This is a genomic window from Microbacterium sp. NPDC055903 (assembly GCF_053615555.1).
This window is the reverse complement of the sequence record NZ_JBSHCA010000002.1, coordinates 180,594-204,637: the sequence shown is the minus strand read 5'-3', so window position 1 is coordinate 204,637 and position 24,044 is coordinate 180,594. Positions and strand designations below refer to the sequence as shown.

The 24,044-nt window shown below is 68.6% G+C and carries 24 protein-coding genes; 4 read left to right on the top strand and 20 right to left on the bottom strand.

Going from position 1 to position 24,044, the window contains the following annotated elements; translation table 11 throughout:
• Nucleotides 1-97: 97 nt before the first annotated feature.
• On the top strand, nucleotides 98-1,525 hold the full coding sequence (locus ACWGJP_RS10325) for an APC family permease (protein ID WP_452329705.1): 1,428 nt from the start codon (nucleotides 98-100) through the stop codon (nucleotides 1,523-1,525).
• 20 nt (nucleotides 1,526-1,545) lie between these two features.
• On the opposite strand, the gene ACWGJP_RS10320 is transcribed toward ACWGJP_RS10325, so the two are convergent.
• Together ACWGJP_RS10320 and ACWGJP_RS10315 are read right to left on the bottom strand one after the other, a co-directional pair.
• The gene (locus ACWGJP_RS10320) at nucleotides 1,546-2,733 is read right to left on the bottom strand and encodes an MFS transporter (RefSeq protein WP_452329704.1); all 1,188 of its coding nucleotides are present in this window, start codon (nucleotides 2,731-2,733) and stop codon (nucleotides 1,546-1,548) included.
• A 25-nt stretch (nucleotides 2,734-2,758) separates the two neighbouring features.
• Entirely contained in the window at nucleotides 2,759-3,544 is a 786-nt protein-coding gene (locus ACWGJP_RS10315) for a helix-turn-helix transcriptional regulator (protein WP_452329703.1), read from the bottom strand.
• A 75-nt stretch (nucleotides 3,545-3,619) separates the two neighbouring features.
• Here ACWGJP_RS10315 and ilvD point away from each other — a divergent pair, with 75 nt between their 5' ends.
• Complete coding sequence (ilvD, locus tag ACWGJP_RS10310; RefSeq protein ID WP_452329702.1) at nucleotides 3,620-5,539, top strand: dihydroxy-acid dehydratase; 1,920 nt, start codon at nucleotides 3,620-3,622, stop codon at nucleotides 5,537-5,539.
• 70 nt (nucleotides 5,540-5,609) lie between these two features.
• Here ilvD and ACWGJP_RS10305 read toward each other — a convergent pair whose 3' ends face one another.
• From ACWGJP_RS10305 to rplU, 10 genes are all read right to left on the bottom strand, one after another.
• Entirely contained in the window at nucleotides 5,610-6,299 is a 690-nt protein-coding gene (locus ACWGJP_RS10305) for an SDR family oxidoreductase (RefSeq protein ID WP_452329701.1), read from the bottom strand.
• Between the two features lies 1 nt (nucleotide 6,300).
• Nucleotides 6,301-6,681, bottom strand: a complete 381-nt coding sequence (gene rsfS, locus ACWGJP_RS10300) for a ribosome silencing factor (RefSeq protein ID WP_452329700.1) — start codon at nucleotides 6,679-6,681, stop codon at nucleotides 6,301-6,303.
• Complete coding sequence (locus ACWGJP_RS10295; protein ID WP_452329699.1) at nucleotides 6,681-7,838, bottom strand: hypothetical protein; 1,158 nt, start codon at nucleotides 7,836-7,838, stop codon at nucleotides 6,681-6,683. Before ACWGJP_RS10295 ends, rsfS begins: the two co-directional genes overlap by 1 nt.
• Entirely contained in the window at nucleotides 7,835-8,437 is a 603-nt protein-coding gene (gene nadD / locus ACWGJP_RS10290) for a nicotinate-nucleotide adenylyltransferase (protein WP_452329698.1), read from the bottom strand. Before nadD ends, ACWGJP_RS10295 begins: the two co-directional genes overlap by 4 nt.
• 8 nt (nucleotides 8,438-8,445) lie before the next feature.
• The gene (locus ACWGJP_RS10285; RefSeq protein ID WP_452329697.1) at nucleotides 8,446-8,670 is read right to left on the bottom strand and encodes a hypothetical protein; all 225 of its coding nucleotides are present in this window, start codon (nucleotides 8,668-8,670) and stop codon (nucleotides 8,446-8,448) included.
• A 52-nt stretch (nucleotides 8,671-8,722) separates the two neighbouring features.
• Nucleotides 8,723-10,012, bottom strand: a complete 1,290-nt coding sequence (locus ACWGJP_RS10280; RefSeq protein WP_452329696.1) for a glutamate-5-semialdehyde dehydrogenase — start codon at nucleotides 10,010-10,012, stop codon at nucleotides 8,723-8,725.
• Between the two features lie 61 nt (nucleotides 10,013-10,073).
• Complete coding sequence (proB, locus tag ACWGJP_RS10275) at nucleotides 10,074-10,862, bottom strand: glutamate 5-kinase (RefSeq protein ID WP_452329695.1); 789 nt, start codon at nucleotides 10,860-10,862, stop codon at nucleotides 10,074-10,076.
• Complete coding sequence (obgE, locus tag ACWGJP_RS10270; RefSeq protein WP_452329694.1) at nucleotides 10,859-12,376, bottom strand: GTPase ObgE; 1,518 nt, start codon at nucleotides 12,374-12,376, stop codon at nucleotides 10,859-10,861. Before obgE ends, proB begins: the two co-directional genes overlap by 4 nt.
• Nucleotides 12,377-12,487: 111 nt before the next feature.
• On the bottom strand, nucleotides 12,488-12,745 hold the full coding sequence (gene rpmA / locus ACWGJP_RS10265) for a 50S ribosomal protein L27 (RefSeq protein ID WP_452329693.1): 258 nt from the start codon (nucleotides 12,743-12,745) through the stop codon (nucleotides 12,488-12,490).
• A gap of 19 nt (nucleotides 12,746-12,764) precedes the next feature.
• On the bottom strand, nucleotides 12,765-13,073 hold the full coding sequence (gene rplU / locus ACWGJP_RS10260) for a 50S ribosomal protein L21 (protein WP_243225900.1): 309 nt from the start codon (nucleotides 13,071-13,073) through the stop codon (nucleotides 12,765-12,767).
• A gap of 210 nt (nucleotides 13,074-13,283) precedes the next feature.
• Between rplU and ACWGJP_RS10255 the strand changes: the two genes are divergently transcribed.
• Entirely contained in the window at nucleotides 13,284-13,547 is a 264-nt protein-coding gene (locus tag ACWGJP_RS10255; protein ID WP_452329692.1) for a DUF4031 domain-containing protein, read from the top strand.
• Here the strand turns inward: ACWGJP_RS10255 and ACWGJP_RS10250 are convergent.
• Nucleotides 13,515-15,908 carry an Rne/Rng family ribonuclease gene (locus tag ACWGJP_RS10250; RefSeq protein WP_452329691.1) on the bottom strand — a complete coding sequence of 798 codons (2,394 nt, stop codon included), beginning with the start codon at nucleotides 15,906-15,908 and terminating at the stop codon, nucleotides 13,515-13,517. The two genes, ACWGJP_RS10255 and ACWGJP_RS10250, sit on opposite strands and share 33 nt — an antisense overlap.
• A gap of 266 nt (nucleotides 15,909-16,174) precedes the next feature.
• On the opposite strand from ACWGJP_RS10250, the gene ACWGJP_RS10245 reads away from it, so the two are divergent.
• The gene (locus tag ACWGJP_RS10245; RefSeq protein ID WP_452329690.1) at nucleotides 16,175-16,786 is read left to right on the top strand and encodes a vitamin K epoxide reductase family protein; all 612 of its coding nucleotides are present in this window, start codon (nucleotides 16,175-16,177) and stop codon (nucleotides 16,784-16,786) included.
• Nucleotides 16,787-16,848: 62 nt separating this feature from the next.
• On the opposite strand, the gene ndk is transcribed toward ACWGJP_RS10245, so the two are convergent.
• The 7 genes from ndk to ACWGJP_RS10210 all read right to left on the bottom strand — a co-directional run bounded on the left by ndk (nucleotide 16,849) and on the right by ACWGJP_RS10210 (nucleotide 24,005).
• Complete coding sequence (ndk, locus tag ACWGJP_RS10240) at nucleotides 16,849-17,262, bottom strand: nucleoside-diphosphate kinase (protein WP_452329689.1); 414 nt, start codon at nucleotides 17,260-17,262, stop codon at nucleotides 16,849-16,851.
• 1 nt (nucleotide 17,263) lies between these two features.
• Nucleotides 17,264-17,662 carry a DUF4233 domain-containing protein gene (locus tag ACWGJP_RS10235; RefSeq protein WP_452329688.1) on the bottom strand — a complete coding sequence of 133 codons (399 nt, stop codon included), beginning with the start codon at nucleotides 17,660-17,662 and terminating at the stop codon, nucleotides 17,264-17,266.
• A complete protein-coding gene (locus ACWGJP_RS10230) occupies nucleotides 17,659-19,011 on the bottom strand; it encodes a bifunctional folylpolyglutamate synthase/dihydrofolate synthase (RefSeq protein ID WP_452329687.1) in 1,353 nt (450 codons plus the stop codon). The genes ACWGJP_RS10235 and ACWGJP_RS10230 overlap by 4 nt, the downstream gene beginning before the upstream one ends.
• On the bottom strand, nucleotides 19,008-22,406 hold the full coding sequence (gene ileS, locus ACWGJP_RS10225) for an isoleucine--tRNA ligase (protein WP_452329686.1): 3,399 nt from the start codon (nucleotides 22,404-22,406) through the stop codon (nucleotides 19,008-19,010). Before ileS ends, ACWGJP_RS10230 begins: the two co-directional genes overlap by 4 nt.
• A gap of 236 nt (nucleotides 22,407-22,642) precedes the next feature.
• Nucleotides 22,643-23,170 carry a GNAT family N-acetyltransferase gene (locus ACWGJP_RS10220; protein WP_452329685.1) on the bottom strand — a complete coding sequence of 176 codons (528 nt, stop codon included), beginning with the start codon at nucleotides 23,168-23,170 and terminating at the stop codon, nucleotides 22,643-22,645.
• Complete coding sequence (locus ACWGJP_RS10215; protein WP_452329684.1) at nucleotides 23,170-23,859, bottom strand: hypothetical protein; 690 nt, start codon at nucleotides 23,857-23,859, stop codon at nucleotides 23,170-23,172. The genes ACWGJP_RS10220 and ACWGJP_RS10215 overlap by 1 nt, the downstream gene beginning before the upstream one ends.
• Nucleotides 23,856-24,005, bottom strand: coding sequence for a ribbon-helix-helix domain-containing protein (locus tag ACWGJP_RS10210; RefSeq protein ID WP_452329683.1), 150 nt, complete (start codon nucleotides 24,003-24,005; stop codon nucleotides 23,856-23,858). Before ACWGJP_RS10210 ends, ACWGJP_RS10215 begins: the two co-directional genes overlap by 4 nt.
• Nucleotides 24,006-24,044: the final 39 nt, after the last annotated feature.

The window sequence follows — 24,044 nt, the reverse complement described above, 5'->3', positions numbered from 1 at the left end:
ATCGATCCGTGCCTTGCCAGTGCGGCGAGCCGAGGTCCATGCTGATCCCCAACGCCGGCGGCCCGAATCCCGGCGCACCGACACCTGGGGAGTGCTGATGACGAACAAGACGAAGCCGCTCGCGCACGGCGGTGGCGCGCTGCGCCGCAACCTCGGCCTCTGGGCGATCGTGGGGCTCGGCCTCGGCTACATGACCCCGACCGTCGTCTTCGACACCTTCGGCATGGTCGCCCGCGACACCGACAATGCGGTCCCCGCGGCCTATCTCGTCGCACTCGTGGTGATGGTCTTCACCGCGATCAGCTACGGCAAGATCGCGCGCGCGTTCCCCAGCGCCGGCTCCGCGTACACCTATGTGCGCGAGTCGATCCACCCGAATCTCGGCTTCATGGTCGGGTGGACGTCCCTCATCGACTACGTCCTGCTCCCCATGGTCAACTGCCTGATCATCCGCAGCTACCTCGAGGCGCTCTTCCCCGACATCCCCGGCTGGATCTGGGTGGTGCTGTACTGCATCCTCGTCACGAGCGTGATCTACCTGACCATGCGCGGCACCTCCAACCTGAACATGCTGCTGCTGGTCTTCTCGATCGTCGTGATGATCGTCTTCATCGTCATGGTCTTCGCGCAGCTCATGCGCGGCGAGGGCGCTGCGACCGTCGCATCCGCAGCACCGTTCCTGCACGAGGGCGTCACGATGTCCGCCGTGCTGATGGGGGCGACGATCGTCTGCTTCTCCTTCATCGGCTTCGACGCCGTCACCATGTACGCCGAGGAGGCGAAGGATCCCAAGATCGTCCCCCGTGCGATCCTGCTGACCGTGCTGATCGGCGGCGCGATCTTCATCACCGCCGCGTACTTCACCCAGCTTCGCTTCCCGGACTGGAACTCCTTCGCCCCCGGCGGAGACATGCAGTACGTCGAGGACTCGACCCTGCCGATCATCGGCAGCCTCGTCGGTGGAGACGTGCTCATGGCCGTTCTCACCGCGGCCGGATTCTGCGCGACGCTCGCCTCTGGCCTGGCGTCCCACGCCTCCGTGTCGCGCATGCTGCTGGTGATGGGCCGCAACAACGTGCTCCCGCAGCGGGTCTTCGGGTACATCAACCCGCGCACCCACACACCGACCTTCAACATCGTTCTCGTCGGCGCGATCTGCCTGCTCGCGATCCCCTTCACCCTCGAGCTCATCGCCGCATGGATCAACTACGGCGCCCTCATCGCGTTCACGTTCGTGAACATCTCCGTCATCGCCTGGTTCGCGATCCGCAAGGGCATGCGCAGGACGCCGGGCGAGATCTTCGCGTACATCGTCATGCCGGGGCTCGGGATGCTCCTGACGGGGCTGCTCTGGGTCAACCTGCATTCCGATGCGCTCGTCGGCGGCCTCACCTGGACGGCGCTCGGCGTGATCTACCTCGCCGTGATCACCAAGGGGTTCCGGCGCAAGGTGGTGGCGTTCGACGAGAATCAGGCCGTCACCGGGTTCAACAAGGTCGTGAAGGCCCCCGTCGACGAGCGCTGAGACGCGTTAGAGCCGCACCGTCACGCGCGGGTCACGAGTCGGTTCAAGCGCTCCGACATGACGAGACCGATGACCACCAGCAGCACGACGTAGCCGGGCAGGATCCACAGGCCGGCCCATGCGGAGAGCGCCCCGAACAGCGGCGGCATGAAGGTCGACCCGGTGTAGGCGGCGGCCATCTGGATCCCGATGATCGCCTGCGAGTTGCGCTTGCCGAAGTTGGCCGGTGTCGAGTGGATGATCGCCGGATAGATCGGTGCGCTCCCCAGCCCGGCGATGACGAGGCCGGCGAGGGCGAATCCGGTGGGCAGCGGCAAGGCGATGAGGATCACGCCGAACGCGACGGCGATGAAGCCTCCGCGGATGAGTGCCCGGTCGCCGATGCGGTCGGCGAAGATCCCGGCCAGGAAGCGTCCCACCGTGATCCCGAGGAGGAACAGCGAGCCGAAGAACGCCGCGGTCGCGACATCGATCTGACGCTCGCCGACGAGGTATGTCGATGCCCAGAGGATCAGCGTGCTCTCCAGCGCGCAGTACGCGAAGAACGCCCCGAGCACGAGCCGGACGCCGGGGATCCGCAGCGCGGCGACCAGGGAGACGGGACGCCCGTGTCTCTCCTCGGCGTGCTCGGCGACATCGTCCGAATGAGGGACCTTGGCGTTCACGCGCCCCCACAACGACACGCTGAGGAACAGGAGCAGGGTCAACCCGAACTGGATGACGCCGACGATCTGATACGCGCCGGTCCAGCCCAGCCCACCGCTGATCGCGAATCCCATGATGAACGGGCTGATGGAGGCGCCGACGCCCCAGAAGCTGTGCAGCCAGTTCATGTGCCGCGCGGCGTAGTGCAGGGCGACGTAGTTGTTCAAGGCCGCGTCCACGGCGCCCGCTCCGAGCCCGAAGGGGATCGCCCACAGGCACAGCATCCAGAACGCGCCGGAGAAGGAGAAGCCGACGAGCGCGGCCGCCGTCATCCCCACGCTGATCGCGGTGACGAGGCCCACGCCGAGCCGGCGTGTCAGCCGGTCCGAGAGCAGGCTCGACACGATCGTGCCCGCGGCGATGATCATGGTCAGGATGCCGGCATAGGAGACGGGGACGCCGAGATCGCCGTGCATGTCCGGCCATCCGGACCCGATCAGCGAGTCCGGGAGGCCGAGGCTCACGAAGGCGACGTAGATGATGGCGAGAAGAAGCGCGTACACCCCATCAAGTGTACAGATGTACGTATCAGTTCGGCGCGTAGAACAGCAACGTGAGGTCCGGCGAATCGGCGGGGACGAGGTTGTGCTGCTCGTAACGGGTCACGCCGCGCGTGGGATGCACGAACAGGCGCTCCTTCGTCTCGAAGCCGGCGACGTCGCGCTCCTGCCAGATGGCGGCGAACTCGGGAGACGCCTCGGACACCCTGGCGACGATCCCTCCCCCGCCGGCAGGGCTGAGCCACCCGCGAGTCTCCGCCCTGAAGGCGCCGACGAATCCCCTGCTCTGCTCGCTCCAGTCCGGCAGCATCCGCCGGAGCGTCTGGTCGGTGAACACGAGCCACAGAAGGTTGCGGTCTTCGACGGGAATCGTCTCGATCCGCGGATAGAGCTCCGCGTACGCGGTGTTCCACGCCATGATCGTCCAGTCCGCGGACAGCAGGAACGCAGGGAAATCGATCGAGGCGAGCAGGCGTCCGAGCGCCGCAGGAGGCGGAGTGGATGCCGGCGAGCCGGGCGCCGACTCCCGGTGGCCACCGAGGGCCAGAAGGTAGTCGGTCTCGACCGGCGTTAGGCGGAACAGCCTGGCGAGGGCATCGAGCACCTGTCGCGACGGGTTGATGGGTCTCGCCTGTTCGAGCCAGGTGTACCACGTGACACTGAGCCCGGCGAGCGTGGCCACCTCTTCCCGGCGAAGCCCGATGAGCCGTCCCCGCCCGCCCTCCGGAAGCCCGTGCGAGGCACGGTCGGCACGAGCGCGCCGATCCTTCAGGAAGGCGGCCAGCTCCTCGCGACGCTTGTCGTCAGCATCCATCGTTCCCCCTAGTAGTGCCACTACTAGTATCAATGCCATCTGGAGCATCCGCGCACACTGTGGCGGAATGGTTCAATGCCCACTCCTCTTCGCTCACGCACCATCACCCACGGACGCAACATGGCGGGTGCCCGCGCGCTGCTGCGCGCCGCCGGCGTCGACGGCGCGGATCTCGGCCGTAAGCCGATCATCGCCGTGTCCAACAGCTTCACCGAGTTCGTCCCCGGCCACACCCACCTCCAGCCCGTCGGCCGTATCGTCTCCGATGCCATCTCGGCGGCGGGCGGCATCCCCCGGGAGTTCAACACGATCGCCGTCGACGACGGCATCGCCATGGGCCACGGCGGGATGCTGTACTCGCTCCCCTCGCGCGATCTCATCGCGGACTCGGTCGAGTACATGGTCAACGCGCACTGCGCGGACGCCCTGATCTGCATCTCCAACTGCGACAAGATCACCCCTGGCATGCTCATGGCCGCCCTGCGCCTGAACATCCCGACGGTGTTCGTCTCCGGCGGTCCGATGGAGTCCGGCCGAGCGACGCTCGTCGACGGATCCATCCGCACGCTCGACCTCGTCGACGCGATCTCGGATGCGGTCAACGAGAACATCTCGGATGCCGACATGCAGCGTATCGAAGAAGCCGCCTGCCCGACCTGCGGCTCCTGCTCCGGCATGTTCACCGCGAACTCGATGAACTGCCTCACCGAGGCGATCGGTCTCTCCCTGCCAGGCAACGGCTCGACCCTCGCGACGCACACGGCTCGCAGGGCGCTCTATGAGGACGCCGGCAAGCTCGTCGTCGACATCACCCGCAAGTTCTACGACGAGGACGACGCCTCGGTCCTGCCGCGCAACATCGCGACGCCCGCCGCGTTCGAGAACGCCATGGCGCTCGACATCGCCATGGGCGGCTCGACGAACACGATCCTGCATCTGCTCGCCGCTGCGCACGAAGCGGGTGTGGAGTTCGGCCTCGATGAGATCGACGCCGTGTCGCGGCGCGTGCCATGCCTGGCCAAGGTCGCCCCCAACGCCGCGGGCGCGGGGAAGATCTACTACATGGAGGACGTGCACCGCGCCGGTGGCATCCCCGCAATCCTCGGCGAGCTGCGCCGAGGCGGCCTGCTCGATGAGAACGTCCACACCGTCCACTCGGCGACGATGGGCGCATGGCTCGACGAGTGGGACATCCGCTCGGGCTCCGCCTCGGAGCAGGCGTTCGAGCTTTGGCACGCGGCCCCCGGCGGCGTGCGCTCGTCGAAGGCCTTCTCGCAGTCCGCACGCTGGGAGGAACTCGATCTCGACGCGGCCGCCGGATGCATCCGCGACGTGGAGAACGCCTATTCGAAGGACGGCGGCCTCGCTGTCCTTCGCGGCAACCTGGCGATCGACGGCGCCGTGGTGAAGACCGCCGGCGTCGACCCCTCGATCTGGACGTTCACGGGGCCGGCCGTCGTCTGCGAATCGCAGGACGAGGCCGTCGAGAAGATCCTCAACAAGCAGGTGAAGGAGGGCGACGTCGTCGTCATCCGCTACGAGGGGCCCAAGGGCGGTCCAGGGATGCAGGAGATGCTGTACCCGACCTCCTTCCTGAAGGGGCGCGGCCTAGGCAAGAAGTGCGCGTTGATCACCGACGGACGCTTCTCCGGCGGGACCTCCGGCCTCTCGATCGGCCATGTCTCCCCCGAGGCGGCCTCCGGCGGGATCATCGCGCTGGTCGAGGACGGAGATCTCATCTCGATCGACATCCCCACCCGTGACATCGCCCTGCAGGTGTCCGACGCCGAGCTCGCCGAGCGCCGCGAACGGCTGCTCGATTCGACCGGCTACCGCCCACGCGATCGTGAGCGTGTCGTCTCCCCCGCTCTGCGCGCCTACGCCGCCATGGCGCTGTCCGCCGACAAGGGCGCCGTGCGCGACGTCGATCGCGTCGAGCGGGCGCTGCGCGAGGCGGACGAGAAAGCCCTGCAGCAGGTGGCCGTCGCCCCCTGATCGATCACTGCGGGTGGGGTGAGGGAGGCTGGACGGCCGTCCCTCATCCCGCCCCGCGGAGCGGGTTCATTCAGGCCCCGGGGCGCACCGTGAGATCGGTGACGTCGGCATCGCGGGGCAGATCGAGCGCGGCGAGGATCGTCGTCGCGACCGACTCCGGATCGATGAATCGTTCGGGGCGATAGTCCTCGCCCTCCTGCTGATGCACGCGTTCCTGCATGGGCGTCGCGGTGCGTCCTGGATAGATCGAGGACACCCTCACGCCGTGAGCAGCCTCCTCCGCCCGCAGAGCGTCGGCCAGCGCCTTCAACCCGTGCTTGGAGGCCGCGTACGCCGACCATCTCGCGTTAGCCCTCAGACCAGCGCCCGAGTTCACGAAGACGACCTGCCCACGGGATACCCGCAGCACCGGCAGCATCAGACGGGTGAGCTCTGCAGGCGCCACGAGGTTGACGGCGAGCTGGCTCTCCCACACGCTCGGAGCGAGATCGCTCACGCCGCCGAGGTCGACCACGCCTGCGACGTGGATCAGCGCGTCGAGGCGACCGGGCAACGCCTGCTTCGAGAAGGCCCACGACAGCCTGCCCGGCTGAGCGAGGTCGCCCACCAGAGTCGACGCCCCGGGATGCATCTGCGCGAGCTCTCTGGCACGTCCGGCATCCCTGGCGAGCAGCACGAGCTCATCGCCGCGTGCGAGCATCCGTCGCGCCAGCGCAGCACCGATGCCGGAACCGGCACCGGTGATCAGGTGCACGCCCACGTCAGGCGCGGTCGTCGGCGGGTGCGGTCAGCTCGATCGGCACGACCGGGCAGTCCTTCCAGAGCCTCTCCAGGCCGTAGTACACGCGCTCCTCCGAGTGGAACACGTGCACGATGAGATCGCCGAAGTCCAGCAGCACCCAGCGCGCCTCGGCGCGCCCCTCGCGTCGAACCCGCTTGTGCCCTGCTTCGACGAGCTTGTCCTCGATCTCGTCGGCGATCGCGGCGACATTGCGCTCGCTGTTGCCTGTGACGAGAAGGAAGATGTCGACGAGCGGCAGCGGCTCCGAGACGTTGAGGGCGAGGAGATCCTCGCCGCCCTTGGATGCTGCGGCGTCTGCCGCGATCCGCAGCATCTCCTCAGCGGTTTCTGGTGACTGCATCAGAACACGTTTCCGGTGAAGGCGATGACCAGGGCCGCCGCCAGGACGAGCGCAAGACCACCGGCGGTGATCGCGAGGATGAGCATGAGCCGGTTGCCCTTCTCAGGTGCCGGAGGACGGATGATCTCCCCGGCCGGCTTGCTCGTGCTGATCGCGGAACTCGCCGCGATCGGGGTGGGCGAGGATGCCGGAGGCAGCTCGCCATCGATGAGGACCGCGTCGACGTCCTTGCCGTCCGCGACGCCCTTCGCATGGCCCTGGGATCCGATGCCCTCGGGGAGCTCGTAGGTGCCCGTGATGAGCACCTCTCCCGTCGAGGCGACCGGGCCGGACAGCGAGCCCTCGCCCGGCGAAGGAGTGAAGATGAGCGCGTTCGGCGCGATGCTCTGGGAGCCCGTCGAGTCATTGACGGCGACGAGGTCGTCGAACGACGGCGTGAACGCGGGGGGCGTGGCCTGCGCGGCCAGCACAGCGCTGCCGAAATCGGCCTTCACCGTCGGACGCTCCGTCTCGGCATCCGTGTCGTCATCGATGTCCTCGATGGCGTCCGCGTCGACACCGAGAGCGGCGATGTCGTGGGCGTCGTCCACGGCGGCTTCGGAGTGCCGGTCCTCGACGACGGCGGGGCTGTCCTCCGCGACGTCGTCGGACGTCTCGCCCTGCTCCACCGCGTCGGTCGCCTCTTCAGGATCGGGGTGGACGTCCTCCTCGGACTCGATCCGAGCGTCCTGGTCGTCCTGTGCCGCGGACGTCTGCTGCGCCGGCACGGGGGCGAAGGCGGGCACACCGGAGACGATCTCCGGCTCCGATGCCTCCTCGGGCTCCTGCGGCGTCTCTTCGTCCGCCTCGACGGATGGAGCATCGGCGGGCACGATCGGCACCGAGGCCGTGCGGATGCGCTCCTGCGCACGCGCCTGCTTGCGCGTCAGCGGCGCAGCGTCGAGATCCACCTCGTCCTCGGTCAACGGCGCTGCCGCTTGAGGCGCAACCGGCTCAGGGGCGACCGGCGCAGGCGCGACCGGCTCGGGGGCGACCGGCTCTGCCGCGGACTCCCCCTCCGCATTGTCGGCGAACACCGGGGTCGCTCCGGTCAGCCGCAACTCCCGCATCTGCTTGCGGGTCAGCGGTCCCTTCTCGTGGCTGTCCGATGTGCTCATGCCTTGCTCCGATACAGATGATGCTTCGCGATGTACTGGACGACTCCGTCGGGGACCAGGTACCAGACCGGGTCGCCGTCATTGACGCGCTGTCTGCAGTCCGTCGAGGAGATCGACAGCGCGGGAACCTCGAGCTGGCTGACGTCCTCGCTGGGAAGACCGTCGGTGCTCAGAACGTGTCCTGGACGCGAGACCGCGACGAAGTGGGCCAGATCCCACAACTCATCATGGTCTCTCCAACTGAGAATCTGCGCCACGGCATCCGCGCCGCTGATGAAGAAAAGATCGGCGTCCGGGCGCTCGGCCTTGAGGTCGCGCAGCGTGTCGATCGTGTAGGTGTCGCCGTCGCGGTCGATATCGACCCTGCTCACGGTGAACCGCGGATTGGACGCGGTCGCGATCACCGTCATGAGGTAGCGGTGCTCGCTGGCCGTCACGGCCTTCTTCTGCCAGGGGCGCCCGGTGGGGACGAAGACGACCTCGTCGAGATCGAAGGAGTGCGCGACCTCGCTCGCCGCCACCAGGTGACCGTGGTGAATGGGATCGAACGTCCCGCCCATCACCCCGATGCGCGGCGCTCGCCCGGTCGGATTGTTCATTCGCGGCCTTAGTGGCCGTGCCCCGCCCCGTGTCCGTCCTTGCCGTGCTGCGCGGCCCAGGCCTCCGCCTTCGCGGAGTGGCGGTTCGCCACGTGCCGGTACGAGAACGTCACCAGGCCCAGCGCAGCGAAGACGATGGCGGCGATCACCCCGAAGATGAAGGTCTCGGCCTGCACGTTGCCGTGGTGCTCTCCTTCGGCGGCTGCCATCGCAAGCTGAGCGATGAGGTTCATCGTTTCTCCATTTCGTGACCTGGGGCGAAAAGACGCGTCCCCATCCTATCGCTCAGCCGCGCGTCTGCCCCGCCCCACGCGCGAGCCACTTGGTGCTGGTGAGCTGAGCGAGCCCCATCGGCCCCCGCGCGTGCAGCTTCTGGGTCGAGATGCCGACCTCGGCGCCGAATCCGAACTCTCCGCCGTCCGTGAACCTGGTCGAGGCGTTCGCCATCACGACGGCGGAGTCGACCTCGCCGAGGAAGCGCTCGATGCTCAGCGCATCCGTGGAGACGATCGACTCGGTGTGCCCCGTGCTGTAGCGCTGGATGTGCGCGAGCGCATCGTCGAGCGAGTCCACGACCTTCATCGCGATGTCGAGGCTCAGGTACTCGGTCTCCCAGTCCTGCTCCGTCGCGGGAACGACGCCGCTCACGAGACCGGCGACGACGTCATCGCCGTGGATGGTCACGCCCTCGCTCTGCAGAGCGCTCGCGACGAGGGGGACGAGTCGAGGCGCGGCCGCGCGGAGCACGAGCACGGTCTCCGCGGCGTTGCACACGCTCGGGCGCTGCACCTTGGCGTTCACGACGATGTCCCGCGCCCAGTCCTCCGGTGCGGACTCGTCGAGCACGATGTGCACGTTACCGGCACCGGTCTCGATGACCGGCACGGTCGACTCGGTCACCACGGTCTCGATGAGCGCCGCACTTCCGCGGGGAACGAGGACGTCGATGAATCCGCGACCGTGCATGAGGGCCTTCGCGCCGTCTCGTCCGAAGTCATCGACGGTCTGGATCGCCTCCGGCGTGATGCCGATGCTCGCGAGCGCGTCGCGCATGACGGCGACCAGGACGGTGTTGGAGTCGCGCGCCGCGCTGCCGCCGCGGAGCACCACCGCATTGCCGGAGCGAAGCGCGAGGGTGGCGATGTCCACGGTCACGTTGGGCCGCGCCTCATAGATCGCCCCGACGACGCCGAACGGGACTCGGACCTGCTCCAGCGCGACGCCGTTCGGCATCCGGTGTCCTCCGACGACCTGGCCGACCGGGTCGGGAAGCGCGGCGACCTCGCGGACGGCGGACGCGAGCGCGCTGACCCGCTTCTCGTCCAGACGGAGACGGTCGATGAGGGCCGATCCGATCCCGTCCGCCTCGCCGCGCGCGATGTCAGCGGCGTTCGCTGAGATGATCCGCGCCGATCCGGCCTCGAGCGCCCGAGCGATGGCTTCGAGCGCCTGCGCCTTCTCACCGCTGGTGAGTCGGGCGATCGCACGGGATGCGTCCTTCGCCAGGGTCAGACGTGTCTGCGGCGTGTCGATGTCGGCCGCGATGACGGAGTCGGAGAGGGTTTCGGCGCTCATCCGCCCAGTGTATCGACGCCCCGCGCGTCGATGGGCCGCGGCGAAGAGGCGCGGTTCTCGATCAGGCGCGCGCGGAGGGCGCGAACCAGGTGCCGATGTGCTCGCCGGTCAGCGCCTTGCCGACGAGGTCGGCGCTCGTGACGAGGACTCCGATGCCCGATGCGGCGGCCAGGCGCGCCGCTGAGACCTTGGTGGCAGCTCCCCCTGTTCCGACGCTGTTGACCACCGTCGCACCGAACTCGAGTCCGGACAGATCTGCGTCGGGGAGGATCACGTCGATGGGCTCCGCCCCCGGATCCGTCGGGGGCTTGGTGTACAGCGCCTCGATGTCGCTGAGCAGGACGAGCGCATCGGCCTGGACGAGCTGAGCGACCAGCGCCGCGAGCCGATCGTTGTCCCCGAAGCGGATCTCCTGCGTGGCGACCGTGTCGTTCTCGTTCACGATCGGGAGGATGCGCAGCCCGAGCAGACGCTCCATGGCCCGGCGGGCATTGCTCCGCGATGTCGGGTTCTCGAGGTCGCCCGTAGTCAGCAGCACCTGCCCTGCGACGATCCCGAACGGGCGCAACGCCTCCTGGTAGCGGTAGACGAGGATGTTCTGACCGACGGCGGCGGCCGCTTGCTGGGTCGCGAGGTCCGTCGGCCTCGCATCGAGCGCGAGGAACGGGATGCCCGTGGCGATGGCCCCGGAGGACACCAGCACGATCTCGCACCCACGGCCGTGGGCTGCCTGCAGCGCGTGCACGATCATCGGGATGCGCCAGGACGACTCTCCGCTGATCGATGAGGACCCGACCTTGACGACGATCCGCGCCGCCGTCGCGAGGTCCTCCCTGGACGCTGCGGTCATTCCTCGTCCCCGGCGTAGTCGTCGTCGGTGACCCGGCGGCGCTCCTCCGCCTCGGCGCGCTGCGCCGCTCTGGCGTCCATCCGCTCGTAGTACTGCTCTCGGCGCTCGCTGGTGGTTCGCCGGCCGGCCCCGCCACCGGAGGCGAATCGCGGATCCGTGCCGCGCGGAGAGACCAAGAGCTCGGCGGCCGAGGACATCGACGGCTCCCAGTCGAAGACGAGACCGTCCCCCTCGCCGATCACGACGGTCGCCCCTGGCGTCGCACCGACGCGGAAGAGCTCGTCCTCGACGCCGAGGCGCTCCAGACGCTCGGCGAGATAGCCGACCGCCTCTTCGTTCTGGAAGTCCGTCTGCTGCACCCAGCGCACCGGCTTCTCGCCGAGCACGCGGTAGACATTGCCGTACGTGCCGCCTTCGACGCGCACGGTGAACGGCTTCTCCGAGCCCTTCGGACGGATCACCACGCGCTCGCGCGGCGCCTCGACCGCAGCCTCCGCGCGGTGCTTCTCCACGATGTCGCCGAGGGCGAACGTCAGCGGGCGGAGCCCCTCATGCGAGACGGTGGAGATCTCGAAGACCCTGAAACCCCGCGCTTCGAGATCCGGGCGCACCATCTCGGCAAGCTCCCGCGCCTCCGGCACGTCGATCTTGTTCAGCGCCACCAGCTGCGGGCGCTCCAGGAGCGGTGTCTGGCCTTCCGGGACCTCATAGGCTGCGAGCTCGGCGAGGATCACGTCGAGGTCGCTGAGCGGATCACGCCCCGGCTCGAGCGTCGCGCAGTCGAGCACGTGCAGCAGCGCCGAGCACCGCTCGACGTGCCGCAGGAACTCCAGACCGAGGCCTCGCCCCTCACTCGCGCCCTCGATGAGCCCTGGCACGTCGGCGACGGTGTAGCGCGCGTCACCGGCCTGCACGACGCCGAGGTTGGGGTGCAACGTCGTGAAGGGGTAGTCGGCGATCTTGGGGCGTGCCGCGGAGATCGCCGCGATGAGGCTCGACTTGCCAGCGGAGGGATAGCCGACGAGCGCCACGTCGGCCACCGTCTTCAGTTCGAGGACGACATCGCCCTCGAATCCGGGGGTGCCGAGCAGTGCGAAACCGGGCGCCTTGCGCTTCGTGGTCGCGAGCGCCGCGTTGCCGAGACCGCCTCGTCCGCCCCGAGCGACGACGAACTTCTCGCCGGGCACGAGGAGGTCGACGAGCACCTCGCCGTCCGTGTCCTTCACGACCGTGCCGACCGGGACAAGGAGCTCCACCGTCTCACCGGCGTAGCCGGAACGGTGATCGCCCATGCCGAAGCCGCCGTTGCCGGAGGAGCGGTGCGGAGAGTGGTGGTACGAGAGCAGGGTGCCGGTCTGGGTATCGGCGACGAGCACGATGTCGCCGCCGTCGCCGCCGTTGCCGCCGTCCGGTCCCCCGAGGGGCTTGAACTTCTCGCGGTGCACCGAGACACAGCCGTTGCCGCCCTTGCCGGCGCGCAGATGAAGCGTCACCGTGTCGACGAACGTGACCATGCCTGGAACTCCTCGGTTGTGTGTCTCGCGACGGGGTAAATGCAGGAACGGGGCGGGCCTAAGCCCGCCCCGTTCCTAGGCCACCGGATCGGTGGCTGAGCCTGTCGAAGCCTACTCGGCAGCGGCGACGATGTTGACGACCTTGCGGCCGCCCTTCGCGCCGAACTCGACCGCACCGGCGGCGAGGGCGAACAGCGTGTCGTCGCCGCCACGACCGACGTTGACGCCGGGGTGGAAGTGCGTGCCGCGCTGGCGGACGATGATCTCGCCGGCGTTGACCTGCTGGCCGCCGAACCGCTTCACACCCAGTCGCTGGGCGTTGGAGTCACGACCGTTACGGGTGGAGCTTGCGCCCTTTTTGTGTGCCATGTCCTAGCCTCTTCCGTGCTTACTTGATGCCGGTGATCTTGACGCGCGTGAGCTCCTGACGGTGGCCCTGGCGCTTCTTGTAGCCGGTCTTGTTCTTGAACTTCTGGATGACGATCTTCGGGCCGCGGAGGTTGCCGAGGACCTCGGCGGTGACCTTGACCTTGGCCAGCTTGTCGGCGTCGGTGGTCACCGTGGCGCCGTCGACGAGCAGCACTGCGGGCAGCTCGATCTTCTCGCCCTGGGCGGCCTGAACACGGTCGAGCTGAACGATCGTGCCGACCTCGACCTTCTCCTGCCGTCCACCGGCGCGCACTACTGCGTAAACCACTTCATACCTGTTTCATCGGGGAGCATTCCGCTCCGAAAATCTCACGGGAAGACTGTGCCTGCGTTCACCGCAGGGCGTTGGTGCGAGCACAGGGCTTCGTCGCGCCGCATCGTGGGGACGACTCGGCTCGCGCACCAAAGGACAACTTTACCGGATCAGGGGCGATACGGCAAAAGCGCTCGGTGCCGTGTCGCGGAATAGGCTGTCATCGTGACCGTGCTCGTCGATGATCCCCTCTGGCCCGCGCATGGACGGCTGTGGGCGCACCTCGTCAGCGACCGCAGCCTCGATGAGCTGCACGCCTTCGCCATGTCCAACGACCTCCCGGCGCGCGCCTTCGACCTCGACCACTACGACGTGCCGGAAGAGGCCATCGAACGGCTGATCGCCGCGGGGGCGCAGCCAGTGGGCGGCAAGGAGCTCACCCGCCGGCTCATCGCCTCAGGACTGCGGATCCCCGCCCGCGACCGCTGACGCCTCGCCGTTCACCGACACGGGGGTGCCGGTGAGCGCCGCCGTGGTCACGCGTCGACGGTTGCGCCCCTGCCCCGGAGCCTTCGGCTCGGGGAGCGCATCCAGGACGGAGTCGAGCAGCTGCTCTGCTTCGGTACGAGGAGCCTTGGACCGGTCGGAGCGCTTCTTCCGCGCCTTCTTGGGACGCTCGGCGGCCTGCTCGACGGGTTCCTGAACGGTCTCCGTCGCAGCGGGCCTGGTCGACGCTGCGATCTGTGCGAGCGCGGTCTTCGCCCCCTCCGGGATGCTGTGCGTGACACCGACGGCGGCGGCGGGAGCCTGGCTGCTGCTCTGGCCGCCGTTCCCTCCGCGCTGACGCCGGCCATTGCCCTGGGTGCTCTGCGGAGCCCGGTGCTTGACGACGGGGTCGTGGTGGACGATCACTCCTCGGCCCGCGCAGACGTCGCAGGGCTCGCTGAAGGTCTCCAGCAGGCCGAGACCGAGCTTCTTGCGGGTCATCTGCACGAGGCCCAGCGAGGTGACCTCGGCGACCTGGTGCTTGGTCCGGTCGCGGCTCAGGCACTCCACCAGGCGGCGCAGCACGAGGTCGCGGTTGGACTCCAGGACCATGTCGATGAAGTCGACGACGATGATGCCGCCGATGTCGCGCAGCCTCAGCTGGCGGACGATCTCCTCCGCCGCCTCGAGGTTGTTCTTGGTGACCGTCTCCTCGAGGTTGCCGCCGGATCCGACGAACTTGCCCGTGTTGACGTCGACGACCGTCATCGCCTCGGTGCGGTCGATGACCAGCGATCCACCGGAGGGCAGCCAGACCTTGCGGTCCAGCGCCTTCTCGATCTGCTCGGTCACCCGGAACGCATCGAACGGATCGATGTCGTCCTCGTACGCCTCCACGCGCTCGAGCAGGTCGGGTGCCACGCTCTCGAGATAGGCGCGGATGGTGCGCTGAGCGTCCTCGCCCTGGATGAGCATCTTGGTGAAGTCCTCGTTGAAGACGTCACGGACGATCTTGACGAGCAGATCGGGCTCCGCGTGCAGGAGCGCGGGAGCCTGCTGGCTCTCGACCTGCTTGCGGATGTGCTCCCACTGGTTGGTGAGGCGCTGCACGTCACGGGTGAGCTGGTCCTCCGTCGCCCCCTCGGCCGCCGTGCGAACGATGACGCCGCTCGATTCGGGGAGCACCTCCTTGAGGATGCGCTTGAGCCGCGCACGCTCGTTGTCGGGCAGCTTGCGGGAGATGCCGTTCATGGATCCGCCCGGCACGTACACGAGGTAGCGTCCCGGCAGCGAGATCTGGCTCGTGAGACGGGCGCCCTTGTGTCCGACCGGATCCTTCGTGACCTGCACGAGGACGCGGTCGCCCGGCTTCAGCGCGAGCTCGATCCGACGCGGCTGGTTGCCGGTCTCGACGCCGTCCCAGTCGACCTCGCCGGAGTACAGCACTGCGTTGCGACCGCGGCCGATGTCGACGAAGGCGGCCTCCATGCTCGGGAGCACGTTCTGCACGCGCCCGAGATAGACGTTGCCGATCAGCGACGCGTCCTGGCTGCGCGCGACGTAGTGCTCGACGAGGACGTTGTCCTCGAGGACGGCGATCTGCGTGCGCCCGTTCTTGGAGCGCACGACCATCTCGCGGTCGACCGCTTCACGACGAGCGAGGAACTCCGCCTCTGTGACGACGGGGCGACGGCGACCGGCATCCCTGCCGTCGCGACGGCGCTGCTTCTTGGCCTCGAGACGCGTGGATCCCTTGATGGCCTTCGGCTCGGTGATGTACTCGACGACGCGCTGACGCTGACGAGGCTCGGTGCGCTCGTCCTCGCCGTCGCCGTTCCCGCCGCGGCGACGACGGCCGCGACGGCCCGATGCGCTCGACGACTCATCCTGCTCGACGTCGCGCTCGCGGGCGTCCCTGCCGGGGCGCGCGGGCAGCGGGACGACCTCAGGAGCGTAGAAGGCGAGGCGGGTGGAGACCTGGGAGACGAACACCTCGGGCAGCAGACCCAGGCTCACCGCCGTGAGCGGCTCCGGCTCGATGACCGCCGGTGCGGGCTCGGCGACCGGTGTGGCCTCGACTGCCGCCTCTGCCTCGGCGGGAGCAGAGGCCTGCTCCTCCCCGGTCTCGGCGACGATGGACTCGGCCGGCTTTGCCGCATCCGCGTCCTGCGTCGGAGCGGATTCGGCAACGGCGTCCGACTCGGCGATGTCCACGTCCTGCGTCGGCGTATCGTCAGCGGGCGCGTCCACGGCCTCACCCGCCGGCTCCGCCGCGGCGGGAGCCGGAGCCTGCGGCGCGTCTAGCGCGTGCTCCGCGTGCTCATCGAGGGTCGTCGTGTTGGTGTCATTGTTCTCATCGGCCATCTCTGGCGTACTCCCTGCACGGGCACTGTGTGCTCCGCGAAATCTCATGCGGCACGGGCCGCGAACTCACTCGGCCGGCGATCGGCTGTGTGCTCTGATCGCCTGGGGCGTGCGCCCCGAAGTCTTCATCGATGCGTTCGGCGGCGGCGCCGCGAAGTGCATCACAGGTCATTATCGCATCATGTGGCGCCGATCGCGGCATCCGCACCCGCTTTGTCATGGCCGGCTCACGCCCGGCCCATAGCAACCGCTGAGATACTGACGCTATGAGCGAAGCGCGCCCACGTCATGTCGTGTACGGAATCTGGCTGATCATCGCGAGCGTCGTCGGCTGGTGGGCGGCGTTCCAGCTGACCGTCGAGAAGTTCATCCTCCTCGAGAACCCGGGCGATCCCCTGGCCTGCGACATCAGCCCGTTCCTGCAGTGCAGCACGAACCTCGGCTCGTGGCAGGGCGAGGTCTTCGGCTTCCCCAATCCGCTCCTCGGGCTCACCGGGTGGATGGCGCCGCTCGTCGTCGGCGTCGCCCTGATCGCCGGGGCACGGTTCCCGCGGTGGTTCTGGGCGCTGTTCGGCGCCGGCATCACATTCGCCTTCGGCTTCGTCTGCTGGCTGATCGGGCAGACCGTGTTCGAGCTCTTCGTGCTGTGCCCGTGGTGCCTGATCACCTGGGCGGTCACGATCCCGACGTTCCTGGCCACGATGGTGCACCTCGTGCGCAACGGCACCTTCACCCGCAACGAGAAGGTCACCGCGTTCGGCGCGAAGGCGATGTCCTGGGTGCCGCTGGCGACCTTCCTCGCCTACGCGCTGGTGATCCTGCTCATGCAGGTGAACCACATGGACTTCCTCGGAGCGATCGCCGACCTGCTGTTCTGACGCTCGGACACAGAAGGCCCGTTCCCTCCGGAGGGAACGGGCCTTCTGCGTGATGTCGGCGCTCAGAACCAGATCGCGAGCTCACGCGCGGCGGACTCCGGGCTGTCGGAGCCGTGCACGAGGTTCTGCTGAACCTTCAGACCCCAGTCGCGACCGAAATCTCCGCGGATGGTGCCGGGGGCCGCCGTGGTCGGGTCGGTCGTTCCGGCAAGCGAGCGGAAGCCCTCGATGACGCGGTTGCCGGCCAGGCGAATCGCGACGGAGGGGCCGGAGAGCATGAACTCCAGCAGCGGCTCGTAGAAGGGCTTTCCTTCGTGCTCCGCGTAGTGGGCGGCGAGGAGGTCGCGGTCGGGCTCGACGAGCCGGATGTCGACCAGGGCGTACCCCTTCGCCTCGATGCGGGCCAGGATCGCGCCGGTCAGGCCGCGCGCGACGCCGTCCGGCTTGACGAGGACGAGGGTTTCTTCGGTGGCCATGTCATTCACTCTCTGTCTGGGACGCTGGGTCCGTTTCCTGCGGGGGCCGCGCATCCAAACGGGCTCCCATGATCGTCGCATACGCCCACATGCCCCCGAAGACCAGCACCACGACGAGGATGGCCGGCACCAGGATCGCGGAGACCGCGATGAGCACCTGGATCACCCAGCCCGCTGTGATCGCCCACGGCTTCGTGATCATGCCGGCGACGGCGATGCACGCGAGCGCGAGGACGCCTCCTCCGACGATTCCCCACCAATCGGGCACGGCATCAGGGAGCGCTTTGAGACCGAACACGGTGAGGCCGGCGAGGAAGACGACGATCGCCTCGAAGCCGAGCACGATGGGTGCCAGCTTCTGCACGAGGGTGCGCTGCCGGCGGGGCGCTGGACCGCTCATGCCCGCCACCCCGCCTTCCAGTCCTCCTCCTCCGCCAGGGCGATGGCCTCACCGGCCAGCACGACGGAACCGGCGATCACGACGGCGCGACGCTCCGAGGACGCCGCCCATTCGCGAGCCGCATCGGCGGCATCGGCGAGCGAGGGGTGCACGGTCGCCCGATGCCCGGCCTGCTCGACGAGGTCGGCGATGGCATCGGCGTCGCTGGCGCGATCGGTGTCCGGCGCCGTGGCGAAGACGTGGGCTGCGGCAGGCGCGATCGCTGCGACGATCCCCGCGGCGTCCTTGTCCGAGAGGATGCCGAGGACCAGGCCCCATTCGTCGAAGTCGAAGCTGTCGCCGAGCGCCTGGGCGAGCGCTGCGGCGCCGTGCGGGTTGTGGGCGGCGTCGACGACCACCGTCGGTGCGATGCCGAGCAGCTGGAGCCGCCCCGGCGACGTCGCCCCCTGCAGACCCTCGGTGATGATGTCGCCGGCGATCGCCTGCGCACCTCCCCCGATGAGCGACTCGACGGCCGCGACGGCCAGGGCCGCGTTGTGACCCTGGTGCGCACCGTAGAGCGGCAGATACTCCTCGACGTACTGGCCCGCGAGGCCGCGGATCGTGAGCAGCTGTCCCCCGACGGCGAGCTTCTGCTCCGCGAGCCCGAAGTCGGCGCCGTCGAAGGCGATGGTCGCGCTCTTCTCAGCGGCGACACGCCGCAGCACCGCCTCCGCCTCGGCGGGCTGCTGGGCCGAGACGACGGCCGCGCCCTCCTTGATGATCCCCGCCTTGACCTCGGCGATCTCCGTGATGGTCTCCCCGAGCCGGTCGGCGTGGTCGATGTCGATCGGGGCGAACACCGCGACATCGCCATCGGCGGTGTTCGTGGAATCCCACTCCCCGCCCATGCCGACCTCGAGCACGAGGACGTCGACGGGCGCGTCGGCTGCGGCGACGAAGGCGAGGACGGTGAGCAGCTCGAAGAAGGTCAGCGGCGCGTCTTCGGCGGCCTCGAGCTCGGCGTCGACGATGTCGACGAAAGGTTCGATCTCGTCCCAGGCATCCGCCACTGCGGCATCAGCGATCGGCTCGCCGTCGATCATGATGCGCTCGGTGAAGCGCTCCAGATGCGGGCTGGTGAACAGCCCCGTGCGCAGGCCGTGCGCGCGCAGGAGGCTCTCGATGATCCGCGCCGTGGAGGTCTTGCCGTTCGTGCCGGTGATGTGCACGACGCGGTAGGTGCGCTGCGGGTCGTCGAGGAGCGTGAGGATGCGCGCGGTGCGCTCCTTGCGCGGCTGCACCCATCGCTCTCCCGCGCGCGTCAGCAGCGCCTCGTAGACGGCATCCGCCCTGCTGCGATCGCTCATGCTCCCGCCTCCTCGACGCCGTTGGTGTCGATCGTGACGATGACCGCCGCCTTCGCCGTGCCGAGAGCACGGGCGCCGGAGCGGAACACGCCGTCGCCGGGGCTGGTCACACCATCGACCAGCGACTCGATCTCAGCGGTGGACTGCACGGAGAAGGCGACCGCGAGCGTCTCGGCGGCGATGAACTCGGCGTGCTCCTGAAGCGCGGCGGCCTCCTCCGCACCGACGTTCAGCGCGAGCACGATGCGGTCGCTCACCTCGAGCCCGGCGTTCTTGCGCGCCTCCTGCACGACGCGGACGGCGTCGCGGGCGACGCCCTCCGCCTCGAGCGCCGCAGTGGTCTGCGTGTCGAGCAGCACGAAGCCGCCGCTGGGCACGATGGCCAGCGCCTCGCCCTCCGGCCGGCCGGTCGTCTCGAGGGCCAGCTCGTACTCGGCGGGCTCCAGGGCGATGCCGCCCGCGGTGACCACGCCGGCCGCCTCGGACCAGTCACCGGCCTTGGCCGCATGGATGACCTGCTGGACCTGCTTGCCCAACCGCGGTCCCGCCGCGCGGGCGTTCACGCTGAGACGGTGGCTGATGCCGTACTCGGCCGCCGTGCCGTCGCCCTGAGCGACCAGCTCGACGGTCTTGACGTTCAGCTCCTCGCGCAGGATGTCCTCGAAGCGGCTGAGCGACGCCGCCTGAGGCGACACGACCGTCAGGCGGGCGAGGGGAAGACGCACGCGCAGCTTCTCCTTCTTGCGCAGCGCGTTGCCGACGCTGGAAAGCTCACGCACCGCATCCATCGCATCGCGGATGTCGTCCGCTGCAGGGAAGGCGGCCGCATCCGGCCAGTCCTGCAGGTGGACGCTCCGTCCCCCGGTGAGACCCTGCCAGATGCGCTCGCTGATCAGCGGCACGAGCGGGGCGGCGACCCTGGTCAGGGTCTCCAGCACCGTGTAGAGCGTGTCGAAGGCCTCACGGCTCTTCGGGTCGTCTGTGACGCCCACCCAGAAGCGGTCACGCGATCGACGGATGTACCAGTTCGTGAGGACCTCGGCGAAGTCGCGCAGCCGCGCGGATGCCGTGGTCGAATCCAGTCCCTCGAGATCCGCCTGCACGTCACGGACGAGATCGCCGAGCCTGGCGAGGATGTAGCGGTCGAGCACGTCGGTGGAATCCGTGCGCCAGCTCGCCTCGTATCCGCCGGATGCGGCCCCCGCTGAGCCTGTCGAAGCGGCCCCCGCTGAGCCTGTCGAAGCGTTGGCGTAGGTCGCGAAGAAGTACCACGAGCTCCACAGCGGCAGCAGGAACTCGCGCACGCCCGCACGGATGCCCTCCTCCGTCACCGAGAGGTTCCCGCCGCGCAGCACGGAGCTGGACATGAGGAACCAGCGCATCGCATCCGAGCCGTCGCGGTCGAGGACCTCTGAGACGTCGGGGTAGTTGCGCAGCGACTTCGACATCTTCAGGCCGTCGCTGCCCAGCACGATGCCGTGGCAGCTCACCCCGGTGAAGGCCGGCCTGTTGAACAGCGCTGTCGACAGCACGTGCATCACGTAGAACCAGCCACGGGTCTGACCGATGTACTCCACGATGAAGTCCGCCGGGGAGTGCGAGTCGAACCATTCCTGGTTCTCGAACGGGTAGTGCACCTGCGCATACGGCATCGACCCGGAGTCGAACCACACGTCGAAGACGTCCTCGATGCGCCGCATCGTGCTCTTGCCGGTCGGGTCGTCGGGGTTGGGACGGGTGAGGTCGTCGATGTACGGGCGGTGCAGATCGACCTCGCCCTCCGGGTTGCGCGGGAGCGTGCCGAAATCGCGTTCCAGCTCCTCCAACGATCCGTAGGCGTCGACGCGCGGGTAGGCCGGATCGTCGCTCTTCCAGATCGGGATGGGCGAGCCCCAGTAGCGGTTGCGGCTGATCGACCAGTCGCGCGCGCCTTCGAGCCACTTGCCGAACTGGCCGTGCTTGACGTTCTCCGGCACCCAGGTGATCTGCTCGTTGTTCGCGAGCATGTCGTCCTTGACATCGAGCACACGGATGAACCAGCTCGACACGGCCTTGTAGATGAGGGGGTTGCGGCAGCGCCAGCAGTGCGGGTAGCTGTGCACGTAGCTCTGCTCGCGCAGCAGCCGCCCCTTCGTCCTGAGCAGGCGGATGATCGGCGTGTTGGCGTCCATCCAGAGCTCACCGGCGACGTCCGTGACGTTCGGCAGGAAGCGTCCGCCGTCGTCCAGGGACAGGATGGTCGGGATGCCGGCGGCGGTCGCGACCCGCTGGTCGTCCTCTCCGTAGGCAGGCGCCTGATGCACGACGCCCGTACCGTCGGAGGTGGTCACGTAGTCGTCCACGAGCACATGCCACGCGTTCTCGGTGCCGTATGCGGACGTGTCGGCGTAGTAGTCGAACAGCGGCTCGTACGCGAGCCCGCCGAGCTCCGCGCCCGTCAGCGTCCGCTCCACCGCGGCGGCCGCCTCTCCGGCATCCTCGTAGCCGAGGTCCTTGGCGTAGCCCGCGAGGAGGTCCTGCGCGAGCAGGTAGCGCCCCGCCCCTGCCGCGGCCCCTCCGGGCCCGGCGGGGATCACGGCGTACACGATCTCGGGCCCGACGGCGAGTGCCATGTTGGTCGGCAGCGTCCACGGGGTCGTCGTCCACGCGACGACCTTGACGCCCTCGAGCCCTGTGGCACCGGCATCCGGCCCCGTCAGCGGGAAGGAGACCGTGACCGATGGGTCCTGACGGTCCTGATAGACGTCGTCATCCATGCGGAGCTCGTGCGCGCTGAGCGGCGTCTCGTCGCGCCAGCAGTACGGCAGCACGCGGTAGCCCTCGTAGGCGAGGCCCTTGTCGTAGAGGGTCTTGAACGCCCAGAGCACGGACTCCATGTAGCCGAGGTCGAGGGTCTTGTAGCCGCGCTCGAAGTCCACCCAGCGCGCCTGGCGGGTGACGTAGTCCTGCCACTCGCGGGTGTAGGCGAGCACGGAGGCCTTGGCCTTGCCGTTGAAGACATCGATGCCCATGTCCTCGATCTCGCTCTTCTCGGTGATCCCGAGCTGCTTCATCGCCTCGAGCTCGGCGGGCAGGCCATGCGTGTCCCAGCCGAACACACGATCGACCTTCTTGCCGAGCATGGTCTGGAAACGCGGGAAGAGGTCCTTGGCGTACCCGGTCAGCAGGTGCCCGTAGTGCGGGAGACCGTTGGCGAAGGGCGGGCCGTCGTAGAAGACCCATTCCTCGGCGCCCTCGCGCTGCTCGATCGAGGCGCGGAAGGTGTCGTCCGCCTTCCAGAAGGCGAGCACGTCCTCCTCGATCTGCGGGAAGCGGGGGCTCGGCGCGACGGAGTCGGCGGCGGGGCCGAAGGAGGATCCGGTCCCTGAGCTTGTCGAAGGGCGGGGGTAGGTCATCGTGTCTCGCAGTGCTCGTCGTGGCGGTTGCTGCGAGGACGATCCGAGGACCGCGGTACCACCCCGCGTGCTCGATTCCCCTCAGCAGGCCGAAGGAGACCGAGCCACTCTCACTGCGGCGATGACGGGCCTGCCCCGCTCGGTTCTAATGACCACGACCGTTCATACCGCGGGTCGAGGCGTTCTTCCGAGAGCTCCCCGGTGATGGCCGGATCGATGCTTTGGATCTATTGTACTCAGCCGGGCAAGCATCCGAACACGGCGAGATCGTGGCGGCTTCCGCCGACGGGGAGAGCGCTGCGCAGCGTCCCCTCTCGCTCGAACCCCAACCGCTCCGCAAGGCGGATGCTCCGCCGGTTGTGCGTCGCCGTCCTGATCTCGATGCGCTGCACGCCATCGGAGAAGAGGTCTGTCATGACGGCTCGGCAGGCGCGCCGGACGACGCCCTTGCCCTCCGACTCCGCATCGATCCAGTAGCCGAGCTCGGCGGTGCCCGCATAGCGATCGATCTGCGCCGAGACCGCCCCCACCGGCCGGCCGTCTCGCATCAGCACCGCGGGCAGCGCGGTGCCGTCGAGAAAGCGCCGCAGCTGCTCCCTGTTGTAGTCGTCATGCGCCTCATCCGGGTCGAAGCCGTGCGCCCACGGCTCCCAGAGCCGCAGACGCTCGATGTTCGCGGCGATGACCGGCCGGAGCGCCCGCCCCACCTCCGGTGTGCGCAGTGCGAGCGCGAGACCGTCTCCGAGGTCTTTCTCGAAGGCCATCAGCCTTCCCTGTGATAGCCGTACAGGTCCTCCTGCACGCCGTTGACGCAGATGTCCTCTCCACCGTCCGGGTCGGCGATGCGGATGGTGCGGGCATAGGCCTCGTCGACGACGGATGCCGAGAACCCCGCCTCCCCCAGACGCGCAGCGAGCGCCTCGAGATCTCCCCTCGCCTCGAAGCTCGCGCCGATGCCGGGATCCCCCGCATGCAGGCCGACCGAACCGGCATCCGCCCGGAACTCCACCCATCCGCCCCCGTCTGCGGCGATGTCGGCGTGGAGTCCGAGCGCGGCGAGGACGGCGCGCGGCTCGGCGAGGTCCGACTGGAACCAGATCGGCTGGACCGAGATCGGGCCAGACGTCCGAGCCGACCCCGCGGCGACCGTGATCGCGACTCCCGAGCCGGCCGTGACCGTGAGGAGCTCTCCCACGCCGACCATCTCGGCGCGGGAGACGTCGAAGCCGGACAGCGCAGCCTCGGCGGCATCCAGGTCGTCGACGAGGAGATGGATATCGGCGCGGCCTGGAGCGCGATCGGCGTACGCGCGGTGCACGGCGAGGATGCCGTCGGCGTGGAACTCGCCCCACTCCGGCGACGGCGGAGCGGCCGCGACGAATCCGAGCGCCTCGGCAAGAGCCCACCAGCGCTCCGGGGCTGCGGTGTACACGATCTGCTGCACGACGGTCATGAGCCCTCCTCGAGATATGTCCGCAGCGCCTTCTCCACGAGGGCGGAGAGGCTGGCGCCCTCGTCGATCGCGCGATGCTTCACGCTGCGGACGAGGTCCGGCGGCAGATAGACGTTGAACTGCACCTTCGGGTCGGATGCTGTCATGCTAGCAATCTATCAGTGGAGAGCTCGGCGGGCGAATGT

Excerpts from the sequence above, each read along its gene's own strand:
- ACWGJP_RS10230 (WP_452329687.1), bottom strand. The coding sequence starts at position 19,011 with ATGAGCGATCGCAGCAGGGCGGATGCCGTCTACGAGGCGCTGCTGACG.
- ACWGJP_RS10245 (WP_452329690.1), top strand. The coding sequence starts at position 16,175 with ATGAGCGAAGCGCGCCCACGTCATGTCGTGTACGGAATCTGGCTGATC.
- rpmA (WP_452329693.1), bottom strand. The coding sequence starts at position 12,745 with ATGGCACACAAAAAGGGCGCAAGCTCCACCCGTAACGGTCGTGACTCC.
- ileS (WP_452329686.1), bottom strand. The coding sequence starts at position 22,406 with ATGACCTACCCCCGCCCTTCGACAAGCTCAGGGACCGGATCCTCCTTC.
- ACWGJP_RS10215 (WP_452329684.1), bottom strand. The coding sequence starts at position 23,859 with ATGACCGTCGTGCAGCAGATCGTGTACACCGCAGCCCCGGAGCGCTGG.
- ACWGJP_RS10315 (WP_452329703.1), bottom strand. The coding sequence starts at position 3,544 with ATGGATGCTGACGACAAGCGTCGCGAGGAGCTGGCCGCCTTCCTGAAG.
- rsfS (WP_452329700.1), bottom strand. The coding sequence starts at position 6,681 with ATGCAGTCACCAGAAACCGCTGAGGAGATGCTGCGGATCGCGGCAGAC.
- ACWGJP_RS10220 (WP_452329685.1), bottom strand. The coding sequence starts at position 23,170 with ATGGCCTTCGAGAAAGACCTCGGAGACGGTCTCGCGCTCGCACTGCGC.
- ndk (WP_452329689.1), bottom strand. The coding sequence starts at position 17,262 with ATGGCCACCGAAGAAACCCTCGTCCTCGTCAAGCCGGACGGCGTCGCG.
- ACWGJP_RS10295 (WP_452329699.1), bottom strand. The coding sequence starts at position 7,838 with ATGAGCACATCGGACAGCCACGAGAAGGGACCGCTGACCCGCAAGCAG.
- ACWGJP_RS10250 (WP_452329691.1), bottom strand. The coding sequence starts at position 15,908 with ATGGCCGATGAGAACAATGACACCAACACGACGACCCTCGATGAGCAC.
- ACWGJP_RS10285 (WP_452329697.1), bottom strand. The coding sequence starts at position 8,670 with ATGAACCTCATCGCTCAGCTTGCGATGGCAGCCGCCGAAGGAGAGCAC.
- ACWGJP_RS10210 (WP_452329683.1), bottom strand. The coding sequence starts at position 24,005 with ATGACAGCATCCGACCCGAAGGTGCAGTTCAACGTCTATCTGCCGCCG.
- ACWGJP_RS10280 (WP_452329696.1), bottom strand. The coding sequence starts at position 10,012 with ATGAGCGCCGAAACCCTCTCCGACTCCGTCATCGCGGCCGACATCGAC.
- proB (WP_452329695.1), bottom strand. The coding sequence starts at position 10,862 with ATGACCGCAGCGTCCAGGGAGGACCTCGCGACGGCGGCGCGGATCGTC.
- obgE (WP_452329694.1), bottom strand. The coding sequence starts at position 12,376 with ATGGTCACGTTCGTCGACACGGTGACGCTTCATCTGCGCGCCGGCAAG.
- ilvD (WP_452329702.1), top strand. The coding sequence starts at position 3,620 with ATGCCCACTCCTCTTCGCTCACGCACCATCACCCACGGACGCAACATG.
- ACWGJP_RS10325 (WP_452329705.1), top strand. The coding sequence starts at position 98 with ATGACGAACAAGACGAAGCCGCTCGCGCACGGCGGTGGCGCGCTGCGC.
- nadD (WP_452329698.1), bottom strand. The coding sequence starts at position 8,437 with ATGAACAATCCGACCGGGCGAGCGCCGCGCATCGGGGTGATGGGCGGG.
- ACWGJP_RS10235 (WP_452329688.1), bottom strand. The coding sequence starts at position 17,662 with ATGAGCGGTCCAGCGCCCCGCCGGCAGCGCACCCTCGTGCAGAAGCTG.